The sequence below is a fragment of the Pseudoalteromonas sp. 13-15 genome (genome assembly GCF_001468205.2).
Taxonomy (GTDB): Bacteria; Pseudomonadota; Gammaproteobacteria; order Enterobacterales; family Alteromonadaceae; genus Pseudoalteromonas; species Pseudoalteromonas marina.
Genome location: NZ_CP019163.1, coordinates 332,887 through 347,921 on the forward strand (window position 1 = coordinate 332,887; position 15,035 = coordinate 347,921).

The 15,035-nt window shown below is 38.6% G+C and carries 12 protein-coding genes and 1 pseudogene; 6 read left to right on the forward strand and 7 right to left on the reverse strand.

Annotated elements, in window-relative coordinates; all coding sequences use genetic code 11:
• Positions 1 to 24 precede the first annotated feature (24 nt).
• From ATS72_RS17020 to ATS72_RS17040, 5 genes are all read right to left on the reverse strand, one after another.
• Positions 25 to 2,049: a DNA phosphorothioation-associated putative methyltransferase gene (locus ATS72_RS17020; RefSeq protein ID WP_058429374.1), complete on the reverse strand. Its 2,025-nt coding sequence runs from the start codon at positions 2,047 to 2,049 to the stop codon at positions 25 to 27.
• Between the two features lie 3 nt (positions 2,050 to 2,052).
• Positions 2,053 to 2,889: a DUF6997 domain-containing protein gene (locus tag ATS72_RS17025; RefSeq protein WP_058429375.1), complete on the reverse strand. Its 837-nt coding sequence runs from the start codon at positions 2,887 to 2,889 to the stop codon at positions 2,053 to 2,055.
• Positions 2,890 to 3,054, reverse strand: coding sequence for a hypothetical protein (locus ATS72_RS18890; protein WP_170865591.1), 165 nt, complete (start codon positions 3,052 to 3,054; stop codon positions 2,890 to 2,892). It abuts the gene before it with no gap.
• Between the two features lie 528 nt (positions 3,055 to 3,582).
• Entirely contained in the window at positions 3,583 to 4,095 is a 513-nt protein-coding gene (locus ATS72_RS17035; RefSeq protein ID WP_058429377.1) for an HD domain-containing protein, read from the reverse strand.
• A gap of 668 nt (positions 4,096 to 4,763) precedes the next feature.
• Positions 4,764 to 5,156, reverse strand: a complete 393-nt coding sequence (locus ATS72_RS17040) for a hypothetical protein (RefSeq protein ID WP_058429378.1) — start codon at positions 5,154 to 5,156, stop codon at positions 4,764 to 4,766.
• A gap of 252 nt (positions 5,157 to 5,408) precedes the next feature.
• Here ATS72_RS17040 and ATS72_RS17045 point away from each other — a divergent pair, with 252 nt between their 5' ends.
• From ATS72_RS17045 to ATS72_RS17070, 6 genes and pseudogenes are all read left to right on the forward strand, one after another.
• The gene (locus tag ATS72_RS17045) at positions 5,409 to 6,428 is read left to right on the forward strand and encodes a helix-turn-helix transcriptional regulator (RefSeq protein ID WP_082650888.1); all 1,020 of its coding nucleotides are present in this window, start codon (positions 5,409 to 5,411) and stop codon (positions 6,426 to 6,428) included.
• A 292-nt stretch (positions 6,429 to 6,720) separates the two neighbouring features.
• Positions 6,721 to 6,930: a hypothetical protein gene (locus tag ATS72_RS17050; protein WP_058429380.1), complete on the forward strand. Its 210-nt coding sequence runs from the start codon at positions 6,721 to 6,723 to the stop codon at positions 6,928 to 6,930.
• Positions 6,931 to 7,136: 206 nt separating this feature from the next.
• Positions 7,137 to 8,119, forward strand: a pseudogene (locus ATS72_RS17055) (IS110 family transposase).
• A gap of 195 nt (positions 8,120 to 8,314) precedes the next feature.
• Positions 8,315 to 8,788: a hypothetical protein gene (locus ATS72_RS17060; protein ID WP_058429381.1), complete on the forward strand. Its 474-nt coding sequence runs from the start codon at positions 8,315 to 8,317 to the stop codon at positions 8,786 to 8,788.
• A gap of 2 nt (positions 8,789 to 8,790) precedes the next feature.
• Positions 8,791 to 9,921 (forward strand): DUF1570 domain-containing protein, encoded by a 1,131-nt coding sequence (locus ATS72_RS17065; protein ID WP_058429382.1) that lies wholly within the window; start codon positions 8,791 to 8,793, stop codon positions 9,919 to 9,921.
• A 93-nt stretch (positions 9,922 to 10,014) separates the two neighbouring features.
• The gene (locus tag ATS72_RS17070; protein WP_058429383.1) at positions 10,015 to 11,082 is read left to right on the forward strand and encodes a hypothetical protein; all 1,068 of its coding nucleotides are present in this window, start codon (positions 10,015 to 10,017) and stop codon (positions 11,080 to 11,082) included.
• A gap of 600 nt (positions 11,083 to 11,682) precedes the next feature.
• On the opposite strand, the gene ATS72_RS17075 is transcribed toward ATS72_RS17070, so the two are convergent.
• On the reverse strand, positions 11,683 to 13,305 hold the full coding sequence (locus ATS72_RS17075; RefSeq protein WP_058429384.1) for a hypothetical protein: 1,623 nt from the start codon (positions 13,303 to 13,305) through the stop codon (positions 11,683 to 11,685).
• A 168-nt stretch (positions 13,306 to 13,473) separates the two neighbouring features.
• Positions 13,474 to 14,940 (reverse strand): dGTPase, encoded by a 1,467-nt coding sequence (dgt, locus tag ATS72_RS17080; protein WP_058429385.1) that lies wholly within the window; start codon positions 14,938 to 14,940, stop codon positions 13,474 to 13,476.
• Between the last annotated feature and the right edge of the window lie 95 nt (positions 14,941 to 15,035).

A 15,035-nucleotide genomic window follows, 5' to 3' on the forward strand; every position in this document is an offset into this window, starting at 1 on the left:
CAAGCGGTGACTGTCAGTTTTGAGTTAAGTCAATGGATTAAACTTATGTCCTTTTATATTTAGGCCTTTATCTCTAAGTAAACTTGATAGAGATTGAGCTGTTAAGTTCCTGCTTTCTTCACATAATTCTTTCAAAAGGCGTTTATTAAACGCCTTTTGTTTTTTATAATCTTCAAATGTGTCATCAATATAATCAATTTTATTGAGGAGGAGCGGCCGCTTTTCTTCAATTATGTAATCAAAAAAGTCTACATCTTGATCTGCCATTTTTATTTTCACACGCTCTTTTAGCTGTGGAAGAGGTGAATCATAAAACCCTTCATAGCCAAGTAGAGTAACCTTACCTGAATGAATATGTATTTTAATGAGCTGAATATCATCAAGCTCGCCATACATTTGTAGGGCTGCACCAATATATACGCGCAATACGAGTGGTAATAAGGTGATAAAGTCTTTATGCAGTGTTAGTGCATGGGGCTGCTCATTTTCAAAGTCGATTTTACTCGCGGGTAATATTTTCTCTGCTTCTAGGCATAGTGATTCAATCAATTTACTATCAGCTATTTGAAAAAGCAGCTCAGTGGCTTGGTGCTGCGCTATTTTGTAAGTGTCGAAGAATACTTTTATGTCGCGCTTTAAGTCTTCAGGTTGTTTCGTGTAAGGCTTTCGCTTTTCAAACATAGCAAGTGCAAAGTAAAGCAGTAAATCTTCTTTACGCATTGTTTCGGCGGTTGTTAGCTCGTCTTCTTCAAACCATTTTAAAACAAGTTGCAGGGCTTTTTTATTTGAACCAATGACTTCCTTTATTTTGACACTTTGCGCAAACTCATTGTTTGCTGGGCAGCGGCCAAGCGTTAAGCATGTTAACCAAAACGATTCAAAAAGTTGCTGGTGTTGTGTAAATAAAATTCGCGCTTGTTCTTCATTAACAGGTTCTGGCGCTGTTAGGTGCTGCCATTTATAAGCACGTTTATGACGGTTTTGTAAAAAGTGTTGTTCGAGTTGCTTATCCTTGAATATGTAATAAATGCCGGGAGCAACAGCAATCGCATTTTCGTCGACGCTCATTTCTATAAACGCTTTAAGCTCTGCTTGCGTAAAGTATTTTTGAAAAGTATTACGGCTAGTTATTACACCATCTTTATAAGGTTGAAACTGGCTTATCAGTGTTTCGTTTCCGAGCATTGCCGACACAACTAGCAGCTTTTGTGAAAGCTCCCATGCGCCTAGTAGCGCTTCTATTCGCTCATCACGGTCTTCTATTACATTAATTACAAAACCAATATTAACAATGTCAGAAATAACTTTATCTGCATCAGGCCGATAATTAAGATCCCAACCTAATGCATCTATTCCATGAGCCTCTAACTCCCTTAAATCATCTCCTCGACCACAACCGTAATCAAATATTGAATAATCGCCATTTAAAAAGCCATTTTTAGCTAATGTTTTTAAAGGGGCAGAAAGTTCATGTCGTACAATAGCCGTTAAATGTCTGTCGATTGTTTTATCGTCATCAAGGCTTTGTACAGCAGAGCTGCGAAATAAACGACCATCAACTAGCTCGTATCCTTTTTTAGTAATTAAACGTTCCCACGAGCCTTTAAAGCCGATCATACGTGTGTTTTCGTATAGACCTGCTTGTTCACCCTCAGCGGTTAAGTCACAAAATAATTGATAGTGCTTATTAGTTGGCGAAACCATGGTTTCTTTTCGGTGCAAAATAGGTGGGTTTTCGCTTTTATCGTACTTAGTGATTTTATGGCTAAGCTTTGCTAAATCTACAGTCACGCTTTGCTTGAGCGCAGGATAGGAGTCTTCATAAAATGTAGGGTAACTTAAAAGGGAAAGCCTAAAGTCGTTTTTAAATAACTTTATTAGATCGTAATCGGCTTCATCAACCTTTAGTGCTTGAGCAACAACTTTAATAAATTTAACTAATTCAGCGGGGGCATCAGTAAACGCGTCTTTATGAAAATAAATAGCGTCAGGTAGCTTTTTGGCTGTTTTTACTTTTTTTACAAGTTGCTTAAATTGCTCTGCGTTCATAGGTTAATAATTTGCTAAGTGTAGTGCCTGCACTTTACAGGGGCTTAATGTATCCAAACTATATAGCTCATCTTGTTGATTTACAATGCAAGGGCACTCAGCAATATAGAAGTCGATCCCTTTTTCTGTTTTTATACTTCTCAAGTAAACAGGGACTATAGGCATAGACGAGGGCAGCTTTTGTAATAGGCTTAAACTAGGGTAAAGCAATTTGTGTTTTGCTAGTGAATCAAACTTATCGCCATGTTTTGCTTCAATCACAAATAAGTGTTCTTTACCGTCTCGCTTAGCGACGAATACAGCATCTATTTCAACTTGACCATTTATATGCTCAAGGACAACGTCTTCGTTAGCGAGTGGCTTAAAGTTAAATGTGAATGTACTTTGCCCCGTTGCTGGCACAACGATGGTTTTGTCATCTTTTAAGTTAAGTGCTTCAGCCATTAGGCCTGATGCTATAGCTAAATTAACAACAGAGGTTTCAGTTACTTTTGGCAATAGCTGAAAAGCAAATAAGCTTCTTATTGATACGTTTGGTAAAAATAGCTCTGGTTGTAATTGACCAAACAGCGCTTGGTCATTAAAAAAGAGATCGTTTACATCATGTGATTTTACAAGAGAGAAATAAGTTTGATTATCGCCTAAGCGAGAACCAAGTCTCAGCACCATTGTATTTTGCTCTTTTAAAAGCTTTGGTAGCTTCTTAATAGAATCTATCGATATTGATGCTGCAGTCTTTGCTTTTAAATTATTGGTACTTAGGTATTTTTGAAAGCCTTGAGGAGGAGATACTTTTTGCCCTTTGTCTTGCATGTCTTGAAATAGATTGTTAAATATCACTTATTCATCCTTGATTTCAAAATAGTAAAAGTACGCACGTCCGCGCTTTTCAAACTTAAGATCGCCACGTTCGCGGCGATGCATTAACTCGCAGTCTGTTATTTTTAGATGTTTTAGGGCTTCTTTACTTGAAAGCCATTTTCCTTTTTGATCTTGATTAGCCATTTAAGTTACTCAAACTAAATATAAATTTAATATACATAACTCTTAACGTAACAACAAATTTGAAGGTTAATGCTAAGACAATTTCCCCGTGAGCACACCCAAAATTGAATTAATGATGAGTAATAACAGCGCATGGATGCGCGTTAAGCTGTGACTTCGCGATGGATGGTGAATAAACAGCATTTACGTTCATATCATTAATTTAAATTGAAGGAACAGTGCGATCCTCGCAGCGCGAAGAAGTGGAAGCATGGATGCCGACAGTAACCCAGCTTCAGGGATGAACTACTTGCAGCAGAGTCCACTTGGAAAATCGTTCGCCCCTTGGTTGCCGTCGCCAACGCGACATGTAAATAAAGTAGAGGAGTATCAAGTTGCGGGAAGCGGGTTTAGGCTATTTAAAAGCTTCGGCTCTTGCGTCAACAAGCTTAACGCCTACGGTCACGAGGCAGTTAAGAAAACTATTTCTAGATAAATATTTTCGATTATAATTTATATAATGCTTTGGTGATCTTACACAACTTATCACTACACATAATTGGACCTTCTTCTTAAGTATTCATTATGTAATGAAAGACTGGATGTTTTACAGACTTCAGCCACCTGATCTAACCAGAGGAAGTACTCGGTCTGCCGTTCTACAGTCCAATCAGATGGTATTGCAGCAGCATTAGAGCACAAGTCTGCTAATTTAATACGCTTTACAGAGTTTGACTTAGTGGGAAGTAACCTGAGCGTTTCTTCTCTTCGTTCCTTTAAACATAGTGATTTGTTGTCTGAAAGTGCTTCTACTAATTCTAGAACGCGTTGACCACAGGTTTTATAAACCTCTTCTGTAGTAACGCCTGTGTCTTCTAAAATATCATGAAGTATTGCGGCGCATAGTTCGTCGTCATCATCAATTCTAGCTATATCAGTAAGGAGGGCTGCAACTTCTATCAAATGATTAATATAGGGTGAGCCGTCTGATTTTCGCTTTTGCTGCACATGATATTTTGAAGCCAGAGCTAGTGATTTAATTAAAAGCTGGTTTGAGCTCATATTGCAACCTTAGAGTAATATTTATAAAAGTTATAGTTAAAAAGCCAAAGTTAAAACTGCAAAATACAACTTCTAGGGTTGTACTAAAATGGCACTTTGAACGTAGCCTCTAAATTTAGAAACAAGCTAGCTTTGCATAACCACCCAAATTAGAATTACTTTAGGTACTCATCATATTGACGTTGTAGTTCTAACCAAGTTGCAGCGCCAACTTTTGTGGCTTTTTCTAGTTTTTTGGCAAGTTTAGAGTCAACAGATAAGTTTCCTGCCATAAATTGCTTAAGGGTCTCAATTTCTATGTTTGATTTATCAGCAAGATATTGAATGCCCTTAGATGTAAATTTGTTTAAACAATTTCGCTTAAAAAAGTTTGAAGGGGTTTTCGAAAGCCACCATCGGGTCGTTTTACTAGCTTTAAATCTTTTAGAGGAATCCTTTTGCTGAGCTTTATAAAGTTATAATTGGTCACGTGATTTCTTTGCGCTCCTTTTTTATAACTTAATGGTTTTTCTAAAAAAGGCCTACATTAAGTAGGCCATGACGAAAAAGTTTCTCACACTTTTTCTTTTGCCCCATCACGGAAGCAACACATGCTAATAATATAAAACACTTGCGACAGAATAAGTCGCAATATCGCCATTTTTATTAAATATCGATCATTTAGTTACTCAATGCAGCAAGTTTAAGAAGCCCACCCATGCATTATTTGAGTCGGGCTTTCTGAGAGTGAAAACAAATAACTCTACGGAACGTCCATTAATGAGCATATTAGTAATTTCTACTAACTGTTCAAGATTTTGAGGCTCAGAAAAAAGCGTGTCGTCATCTAAAGGTGTATACACACCTAACTTACTATCAAAGTCTCGACGGTCTAAATTCAAGTAAGCGATTGACTCATCTTTATATTGCGCTCGCAGTTCTTTAATGTCTTTGGGGTGTTCATCTTCACCTAACTCTTTTAAGAGAAAGTCGATTTGATAGTCATTGATGTTAACCTGCCAGCCATGGTCATTTTTAATTGCTTTGTTCTTTAATAGATCTTGTTCAAGGTCGTATTTCATTAAGTTTCCTTGCTGAATGTTTATGTGATGCTAGAGAAGCTTGAGGGCTTAAAAACATGATTGCTAGGCTTTTAAACAACTTCCTTATCATCGTAATTACACGCAGATTAACCCAAAGCACTCTACTATAAAAGTGCTTTCATATATAAAATAGTGCAATTACACTATTTTAACCTGAAGGCTAACCTGCTGTTATTGTTTGATTTATGGTAATGTGTCGGTAAGTTTAAGTTATGATAGGCCCCAAAGTTGATGCCAACGGCTAAAGGAAAGACTCTCCCTCGCATTATTAATATGATGCAACTCATCCCCATTACTCCTAGATGGACAACGGCCAAAATTTTACAGTCAGGCCTTGAAGATAGAGGCTTTGCAGTGACAAAAAGAACTGTAGAGCGAGATTTAGTTGAAGTGGCTGATTTATTTGGGTTAGTAAGCTCAGACTCACCTGACGGGTACAAATGGTCTTATTCAAGAAAGCGCTCTGATATTTACTTACCTTCAATTTCTGCAGAGGAAGCTTTATCACTTCAGCTAGTTGAGCATCATCTTGAAGATTACTTTCCTAAAGAGGTGTTTTCTCAGCTTGATGCGATTTTTAAAAAATCAAAAGATACATTGGTGAGATCCGAGTTATTACACTCATGGCCATCGAAAATTGCGAGTTTGCCACATGTTTTAGCTTTTAAACCATTAAACATTGATGTTGAAATTAAATCGCTAATTACCCAAGGAATTTTAGAACAAAGAAAATTGGAGGTAACTTACGGTGGTTCCGATTCTGTTCATCTTATTTCACCATTAGGTATGTTGATAAGAGACACTAAATTGGTTCTCATTTGCTACTTTTATGATTATAAAGAACCGAGGCATATTCTTTTTCATCGAGTTAATAGCGCCAAGTTATTAACTGAAACATTCGATACCGACTTTGACACTTTAAAATATGCTCAAACAGGTGCTGTGGGTGTATTAGTAAATGCTGAGGTAATTGATGTAAAACTCGAAGTAAAAGGTTATGTCAAAGATCTATTTCAAGAATCAGCCATTAATGAAAGCCAAAAAGTTAGTGACGAAAATGCTTTATCTAAATCGACTACTCAAAATGATTGGGTCAGTGTTTCTATTAAATTAGCTCATACTTTGGAGTTGGAAAATTGGCTCATGGGTTTGTCAGATCACATTATTGTAAAGGCACCAGAGCAGCTAAAAGCGAGGGTTATAAGGCGAATGATAAAATCATTAGGTCACTATGGAATTAAGACTGAATAAAGATCTTATATAAGCATCTCAACTACCTTAGCTAATCTGAATTACTTAGCAATGTACGACGCTCGATACTTTTAAAATCTCTACGGCAAATTTAAGGTTCTACGATTAAATATAATACGCGACTCATTTACCTTAGCTAATCTGAATTACTTAGCAATGTACGACGCTCGATACTTTTAAAATCTCTACGGCAAATTTAAGGTTCTACGATTAAATATAATACGCGACTCATTTTGTCGTAGTTATGAAATAAGCTATTCATCTGAAATGATTAAGGTAATTGGAGAAAGTAATGTCTTGTTCTTGTGAAGTTAAAAGTTTAGAAACAGCCTTTAAAGTAAAATATAGAAGATTGTTCTTTCTAATATTTTTAATAATTTTTGGCGGCTGGGGTTCAAATTATGCCAAAGACAAAAAAATTGAAGAACTAGTAGCTGCAATCCAAAAGTTAGATAACTCAGTTCAAACTATCAAAAGTAAAAATAGTTTCTCTTCAAAATGAGGAGGTAGAATATGGTATTTTGTATCTCTCATTGGTAAATGATTAGCTATCATTTACCACATCGAAGTCAGTGAGCTTGCCTCGACGTCTAGTATTTAATACTGCTCGGTAGATAAAGCCCTGACTTTCTATTCTCACAAACTGAATGGTATCCAAGCACACTTTTATTTAAGTAGATGCTGTATGTATAAGGGGAGTAAGTAGAGATGATGTTTATCGGCATTGATATTAGTAAAGAGAAGATTGATTTATCGTGGTTGAGAGACCAGCTTACAAACAAGATTAAAACAAAAGTCTTTAAAAACAAACGTCAAGACTTTTTAAAAATAGAAAAATGGCTTTTAAATACAACTAAAAGCGCTGCTAGTGAATTCGTTATCACACTCGAACCAACGGGTGTTTATCATAAAGTACTGATGTATTTTTTTAACGAGCAAGGCTTTAATATTATTTTAGCGAATCCTGGTAAAGCTAAAAGGTATGCTGACGCGTTAAACATAATTCATAAAACAGACAAATCTGATGCAACGATGCTTGCCCATTACGGCTATGCAAAGCACGCAGTCGTTGATTATTGGCAACCTGAAGCGTTAGAAGTTAGAGAGCTTAAAACCCTTATTCGTCGTTTAGATGCGCTTGAGAGTAACCGGCAACGAGAAGCGAACCGATTAGAAGCAACTGAATTCAGTAACGTTTCAGCACGTGTTTGCCAATCGATAAAAATGACTATCGCGTTTTTAGATGACGAAATTAAGCAGCTTAAATCTGATATTGATAACCACATAGATAATGAGTCTGACTTAAAAAGAAACAGGAAACTACTTGAGTCTATACCTGGCATTGGGCCCGTACTATCGAGAGAGCTGACGTATTTGTTTGCGGCTAAAAATTTAATAAAGCCAAAGAAGCAGCAGCTTATTGTGGGTTAATTCCACGGCATAATGAATCGGGTAAATTAAAAGGGCGAACATCAATTAGTAGACTTGGGCCAGCTAGAGTTCGCTGCAAACTCTATATGGCAGCTATTGTCGCTGGGCAATGGAATAAAACAATAAAACGACACAAGTTAACATTAATAAATAACGGTAAAACACCGATGCAAGCTGTGTGTGCAAATATGCGAAAGCTCATCCATATATGTTTTGGTGTAATAAAAAACCAAGAAGCGTTTGAGCTCCAAGAAAGTTAAATACGACCTTAAAGCTTAAAATGAGAGATGGTATCTACAAGAAAAGTTAACCATCGACCATTTAGCTTGAGCCAACTCTGCGGCTAATTTCTACTAAACGGTAAGTGCTAATGACGCAAAACGAGGGCAATATTTAATGCGCTACCAACCTTAAATAGGTACACTTATTTAAGATGTTATTTAAAGGAGTGAATAATGATTAAATGGATTTTAGTTTTGCTTAGTTTTATTTCAACGTACTCTTATGCAGGCGAGGCCTACACGCAAAGTAAGTGCGAAAGCATAGAAAAGGAGCGTGAATCTATTCGCTCTCAATTTAGGCAGGGTTATAGCATTAAAAAAGGTGAGCGATTAACTGCTCGCGACAAAGTGTTATTTACCCAATTGGCAAAGCACTGTAATAAACTTAAAAAGAGTAATAACTCATACCGCCCACATGCTACACATTCGGCGAACACCAACTGGGTACTCAATCAAAAGGTATCAAACATGACCTTGCACAGTGCCAGCTATAAAAACAAAGCTAAGCTTGAGGCGTGGTCTAAATTTTATAGATTGCCTAAGCGGTGTCGTAAAAAAAGGATGGAGACAAGCGATTTTGTTTGGTATAGCGAGTATAGAGTAGCGCAAAAGCAAGTATTTGAGACCCAATGGCAGGGGCGCCCGTAACTATGTTTAATACTAAGCTTCGCATAGTATTTATGTTTGTTGTAATGCTTATTGCCTCAGCGCTTATTGCTAACCATTTTACAGGGCGGGTGTTTAATTATCACGACCCGATAGGTGAAGTTAAGCGTATTTATAAAAGTTTAAGCACACAAAGTTTAGAACCATCGATAACAAAAACAGCAATAAATAAAACTGTTATGAAAGTTCAGGGCAATAAAACGTCTACTGACTTTCATTTTCCGCAGGCCGATATTACTCGGTGTGTTGATACCTCTTTAGGTGAAGTTAAATATGAACGCAACGGCGATATTTATACGTGGACAGATAGCCAAGGCGTTGTGCATTTTACCGATGAAAAACCTAACTTTGCAGTTGCAACGTACGATTCAGGATTTAAAGCGCCGCTCGATTACTTTGATTTAACCTTAAATACCCCTAAGTTACCGACGTCTTTTAACCAAGGTTTACGCATAAAGCTAAATACTGTTTTTAAGGTTTATGGTCAAATAATTGGTGTGCATGCACTTAAAAAAGTGAAGTTAAATTTAACAGTTTTGTCTACTAGAGGCTCTTATGAGGCGGCTATTAAGCAGCGCGGTGGCGACCCTACGAACACAGTGGGAATGTATTTTCATGCTAATAACTCTGTGTTTATAGAGTATAGAAATACTCAAAATGCAATGAGCACAGCGGTGCATGAAGCGGTTCATGCAATTAATAAAGCGGTACTAGGTTATACGCCTAGGTGGTTAAATGAAGGGTTTGCAGAGTACTTTGAAATTACTAAAAACCATATGCAAACCGGTATTGTAGAGCCTAATACCTCGTGGACAATAAATAATAAACTCGCTAAGGGCGTTTTTAATATTAGCAGGTTAATAGGTTCAGAAGAGTCCTGGAAACAAAAAAATACGAGTAAACTATACGCAAGTAGTTGGGCGACAATTTACTTTTTGATGGATTCATCACAGGGGAGAATATTACTTAAAAATATAATGCTAGCTGAGCAGGAGTCGCCTTGTAATAAATTGCAGCCCAAGCAGTTAAAAAGCATGCTGCACTCTGAGTTTCCTAATTTTAGTAAGGTTTATGCCCAGTGGTTAAAAACACCGTTTAAGGCGCATAACTTTTAATAACAATGACATTTTAGTTATTTTTAGCGTTAGCCCTAGTGTGAGTTTTATTTTTTAAGTATTGTTGTTTAACTATTATGCTGGGCTAATTTAATGAAAATAAAAACACGTCATGTATTGTTGTTGGTTGTGGTGTTGCTGGTTTTACACTTTTTTTATAAACCAAATACCGCTGTGGTTGAAGTAAATAACTATACGCACAAAGCTGAAAATGCTGAGAGTTATACGCATGTGTATACTACTGAAACCGTTAACGATAAGCGTGTTGATAATGTAGCCAGTAAAGTAAAAGCTCAGCCAAAACCTACTTCAGTGCAACAAAATAGTTGTGAGTTGATTCATGACCCTGAAGAGCTTGAATACGCGCAAAGTGAGCTGTCGCAGTTAAACGATAATCTCGATTTTACAGCCGAACAATTTGATATTGGCCCTTACACCTCTGTTAATTTAATTACCCCTAATGTAAATAGCGATTACCATAAAACGCTGCGTATTCGTTTATTTAAAGCATACGAAAAGTATCAAAACGTATTTGGTTTATACCCCAACAAATCCATTTTAATTAACTTAGTTGTACTACCTAATAATTATTACGACGATTATGTGTCGCGCTTTGGGGCTTTACCAAGCAACAATGCGGGGATTTACTTTGGTAAAAATAATACGGCGTTAGTGAGGTTTGATAAGGCCGATCCGCAAAGTAGTTTACGCGTAGCAATTCACGAGGCAATGCATGTTATTAATTTTAATTTAATTGGCAGTACCTCTAGTTGGTTAAACGAGGGAATAGCTGAGGTTTTTGAAAATACGCTGATTTATAAAACTAACCGAACTATTGCTATTCCTACCTACCGTTTACGCCGTACGTATATGGAGTTTAGGTCGTTAATTGATTCAGAGGCGTTGTGGGAGCAGCAGTCTTACCGTGGCGATTTATATGCAAATGCGAATAATTGGTTGGCGTTTTTTATTCAGCATAAGCAGGGCAGAAGGGTGTTAAAGGCGATTGTGCAGGCTGAGGCTAAAAACCCGTGCAGTACGCTTGAGAATGAGGTGATTTTAAATGCGCTTTCTACCTATTTTATAGATTACGAGCAGGCGTATTTAGTGTGGCTAAAGGCGTCGAAGCAGGTTAAGGGCGAGTTTATTCCTGTTTATTAAAGTGTGTTAGTTATTTATAAGCGTAATGCACAAAGAGAACAAAATGAGGAGTAAATGAGAAGAGCCGAGCTACTTGATCACTTCTCTAAAAGCGTAGCGTCTCTTACCCTCTTTGTGAATAATGGGGTTTTCGGGCTTTTGGGCGAAGTACACGTTACACAGTTGCTCAATGAGGCAATTAAATGGCTATTTGACTCATTAATTGAGGCAAATAGGTGTGTTTAAGTTAAACGAGTAGTGCTGAATGCTTTAATTAAAGCGAAAGGTAAACTTTCGTCCATAAATTAAAAGCTTTGCTTTTAGGGCTTTAATGCACAAAGAGAAGAGAATGAGGAGTAAATGAGAAGCCAAGTGATGGTGTTAAGTGATCTTTTTATTACCACAGAGCACACCGAGGCGCTTCGCGCTACACAGAGAAAACATTAGTAATGTTAGTTACTTCTCCGCATCTTTTTTCTTAACTTTTGGTGCTGAAACAATCACCTTTCAACCCCCGTAAAAGCGTTGCTTTTAAACGCCAGCAAGCTGCGCGTCTACCAGTAAATTTAGAAATAATGAGCTTATAAAACTGTAATGCACAAAGAGGAGTGAGTGAGGTTGCTACTCTTTTGTTTGTAGCTTTTTAGCGCGTTCTTCTGCGTCTATTAGTGCTTGTGATTTAGGGGCGCGTTGTTTTTCTTCTATTTTTGGTTTTTCGGCTGAGTTTGGGTCCCAACTTGCATCAAGTGATAGGTTGGCAAATGGGTTGTTGGTATCTGCTTTTTTAGGCTCAGCTGTAGGGGTTTTAGGCTCGGCTTTTGTTTCAGATGCTTCTGGCTCTGGTTGAATTTTTTCAGGGGTATTTTGTGGCGCTGGTGGCTCCGGCACCGTTTGTGTTGGCTCTGTTTTACGCGGTTTTTTCTTTTTGCCGGGTAGTGGTGCATTAGGATCGAACGTGCGTACTTCCGGCTCTTTAAAGTCGTGTTCAGTTTTAAATGCAGGCGCTTCTGGCTCGGGTTGTTCTAATTTAGTAGGTGTACTTGTTGGTAGCGGCTCAGGTGTTTGCTCTGCTGGTTGTTCAGTGTTTTCAACAGGCTCTGCTGGTGTTGGCTCTGGTTTTATTGGGCTGTGCTTGCGCTGTTTTTTTACAGGTTTTGCATCTGGATCAAAGTCGCGTACTTGCGGTTCGTTAAAGCTGCTGGCGTTTTTAATACGCTCTAACGTAGTTTTAGCTGCGGCTTCAAACTCGGCGGTATTAGGTTGTGGTTTTTCTTCGCTTGGTTTGTCATTACTAACTGCGTCGTTAGTAGGGGCTTTTGGCTCTGCTGTTTCTGTAGCCGGGTGCTCACTGGGTGCCGGTGTTTTGTGTGTGGTTTTTGGTTGCTCTTGCTCTTGCTCTGAGGTTACATTAGCTGTTTGTTTTTCGGCGCTTTGTGTATTTTGTGTTTGCGTACTAACTGCTGTAACGGCTGCGCTGGCATTGGTTTGTTTTGCGCGGCGCAAACGAATGATCACCATTGCGCCAATAAGCACAACCAGTACTAATACAAAACTTGGTAATAATAACGAGCTAGGTTGCTCGCGCGCTGGTTGTGGGGCAATCACTGGCGCTGGTTTTATCACTGGCGCTACTGTTGGCTCTGTGGGTTGTATAACCGGTGAAGCTTGCTCTGTTACTTGGCTTTGCGCTGGCTCTTGTACTTTTTTTGATTCTTCCTCAAGCACTTGTGCTGAGGCTTGTTCACGTTTTTGGGTTGTTATTGGCTTTGCTAGCGTTTGGTTGTTAGCCGAGGTGTTAGGCTCGTTTTTTTCAGTAAGTGTAGGTTGTGTAGGCTCTACATTAATGGTTACTTCACTTGCGTTAGCGTCAATCATGTCGCTAATTTGCTGTTTTTGCTCATCGGTTAAGTTAAGTGTTTTTTCGTCAATTAGCCCATCGGTGGTTTGGTTGGTGGGCTCAATAACCGGAGCAGGTTGCACATTGTTTGGTTGTGGTTGGGTTACTATTACGCTTGGCTCTGGCTCTTTTACTACTGGTTTAGGCTTAGTAAGTACTTGCTTAGGTTTGTTACAATGTTTTTTGTAGTCACGCGCCGCTTTACGGTATTTTTCGCTTGTTTTGTTATTACTGTATTGCTGTACTTCTTGCTTTATAAGTATGCACATTGCTTCGTTATAAGCAGCGCTATTAACACTATAAAATAAGGCAAAACAAAGCGTCAGGCGTGTGAGTAAAGTGGTCATAAGGGCGGTTAGCGTTTAAACATTAATAAGTTGATTTTAAGCGTAAAATTAAAAATTATCTAGGGGAGTATTACGCTTAATGGCGGGCGAATATGGCTAAGCTTATTTGCTTTAATGTTAAAGCTTAGCCAGGCGGTTAATAAATCGCGCTGAGTAAGCGCTATTTAATTAGCTTATTACCATCAGGCTGCGGTATTCGTCGTAGGCAAATTGGTCGGTCATGCCGCTAATGTAATCTTGAATTAACCGGCATCGGTAATAAAATTCGTAGGCTGCAAAGTGGTCGGGCTCTTCTTGCATGGCGTCTATGGCATGTTGGTAGCTGTTTAGGTGCTTTTTAGAGAGTTTTTTGACAAGCCTTGATTCTATTAGTAGGCGTTTGTCGCCATTTAGTGCGCGTTTAAAGTCGTCGCTTGTTAATTGCAGTAGTGGTTTATAGCTGTCGAGTAGGCCGTTAATAATTCTGTAGCCTTGTAGCTCAAGCTTTTCTACTTCTTTATCTGAAAACACATGCGCTTGGGCAACTTGTTTAAGCGTTTGTGTTACGGCGTGCAAGTGGCTTCGGTCTTCTAGTAGAGCATGGTTAAAGTCGCCGTGATAAATGGGTTCTATGTTTTCTATAAAGCGTTTTGCGGCATGGTTAACTAGCGGGTGCAGCAGGGCTACACGTAGGTATATAAAAAATTCGCTATTAAAGTTATACGGTTGTGCTTTGCCACGCTCTAGTGCGTAGTTTACCGCTTTGCTAACAAAGTCTTGGTGTTCGGTGTCGTCAATGGTTAGGTTTATAAGTACTTTTTGATAGTGATTTTTAAGCACGGTGCACAGTAGTTCAATGGTTATTATGCCTTTTTCTACGGCGTCTTCTATGTCGGCTAGGCAGTAGGATATATCGTCGGCGGCTTCCATTATGTAACTGGCCGGATGGCGACAGTAAGGCTCTATGGTTAACTCGTTTTGTAATGCTTCAATAAAGGCTTTTTCACTGTAGTAGTAGCCTACTTTTTTCATTAAGTAGTTTTTATTTTGGGGTATGTCTTTTACATCAAGCCCTGCTGGGCGGGTGTATTTTAAAATACCTGCACTTTGGCTGTAGGTTAGGTTAAGGGTTTGCAACGAGTGAATAATACGAATGCCCTGGGCGTTGCCTTCAAAGTTGCAAATGTCTTGTGCTAGGTGCTTAAAAATAACGCCTATACCGGTGTTTGGCTCTCGGCATCGCTCGGGCGTTACACTGGTTAAATTATTATTAAACCAGTGGTTTATTGCGGCTTCGCCAAAGTGGCCAAAAGGTGGGTTGCCAATGTCGTGCATTAGGCAAGCCATTTCTACTAGGCTTTCGAGTGGGCGTTCTTGGTCGGTTAAGCCATAATCTTTTTGTTGCTCAAAGCTTAGGTTGGCAAAAATACGTTGTACAATAAAGCGGCCAACTTGTTGTACTTCAAGTGAGTGGGTTAACCTTGAACGCACAGCGGCATTTCGCTCAAGCGGAAATACTTGTGTTTTTTGTTGCAAGCGACGAATAGCGGCGCTGTTTATTATGCGGCCACGGTCGCTTTCGAGCGCCATTTGTAAATTAGAGGTGGTTCTGTACATACGCGCGGGGGTTATTTTTTTACTAAAGTCGATAGTCATCGGTGTCCTTGTTTAGTGGCGATGACTGGCGAGGTAAATGCGCGTTGTCATTCGTTTTTAATACTTACTAGTTAATATATACACCTAGAGGAGTT

Bases quoted from the DNA above. Each gene is read 5' to 3' on its own strand.
- ATS72_RS17020 (WP_058429374.1), bottom strand. From the start codon at position 2,049: ATGAACGCAGAGCAATTTAAGCAACTTGTAAAAAAAGTAAAAACAGCC.
- ATS72_RS18890 (WP_170865591.1), bottom strand. From the start codon at position 3,054: ATGGCTAATCAAGATCAAAAAGGAAAATGGCTTTCAAGTAAAGAAGCC.
- ATS72_RS17035 (WP_058429377.1), bottom strand. From the start codon at position 4,095: ATGAGCTCAAACCAGCTTTTAATTAAATCACTAGCTCTGGCTTCAAAA.
- ATS72_RS17040 (WP_058429378.1), bottom strand. From the start codon at position 5,156: ATGAAATACGACCTTGAACAAGATCTATTAAAGAACAAAGCAATTAAA.
- ATS72_RS17045 (WP_082650888.1), top strand. From the start codon at position 5,409: ATGCCAACGGCTAAAGGAAAGACTCTCCCTCGCATTATTAATATGATG.
- ATS72_RS17050 (WP_058429380.1), top strand. From the start codon at position 6,721: ATGTCTTGTTCTTGTGAAGTTAAAAGTTTAGAAACAGCCTTTAAAGTA.
- ATS72_RS17060 (WP_058429381.1), top strand. From the start codon at position 8,315: ATGATTAAATGGATTTTAGTTTTGCTTAGTTTTATTTCAACGTACTCT.
- ATS72_RS17065 (WP_058429382.1), top strand. From the start codon at position 8,791: ATGTTTAATACTAAGCTTCGCATAGTATTTATGTTTGTTGTAATGCTT.
- ATS72_RS17070 (WP_058429383.1), top strand. From the start codon at position 10,015: ATGAAAATAAAAACACGTCATGTATTGTTGTTGGTTGTGGTGTTGCTG.
- ATS72_RS17075 (WP_058429384.1), bottom strand. From the start codon at position 13,305: ATGACCACTTTACTCACACGCCTGACGCTTTGTTTTGCCTTATTTTAT.
- dgt (WP_058429385.1), bottom strand. From the start codon at position 14,940: ATGACTATCGACTTTAGTAAAAAAATAACCCCCGCGCGTATGTACAGA.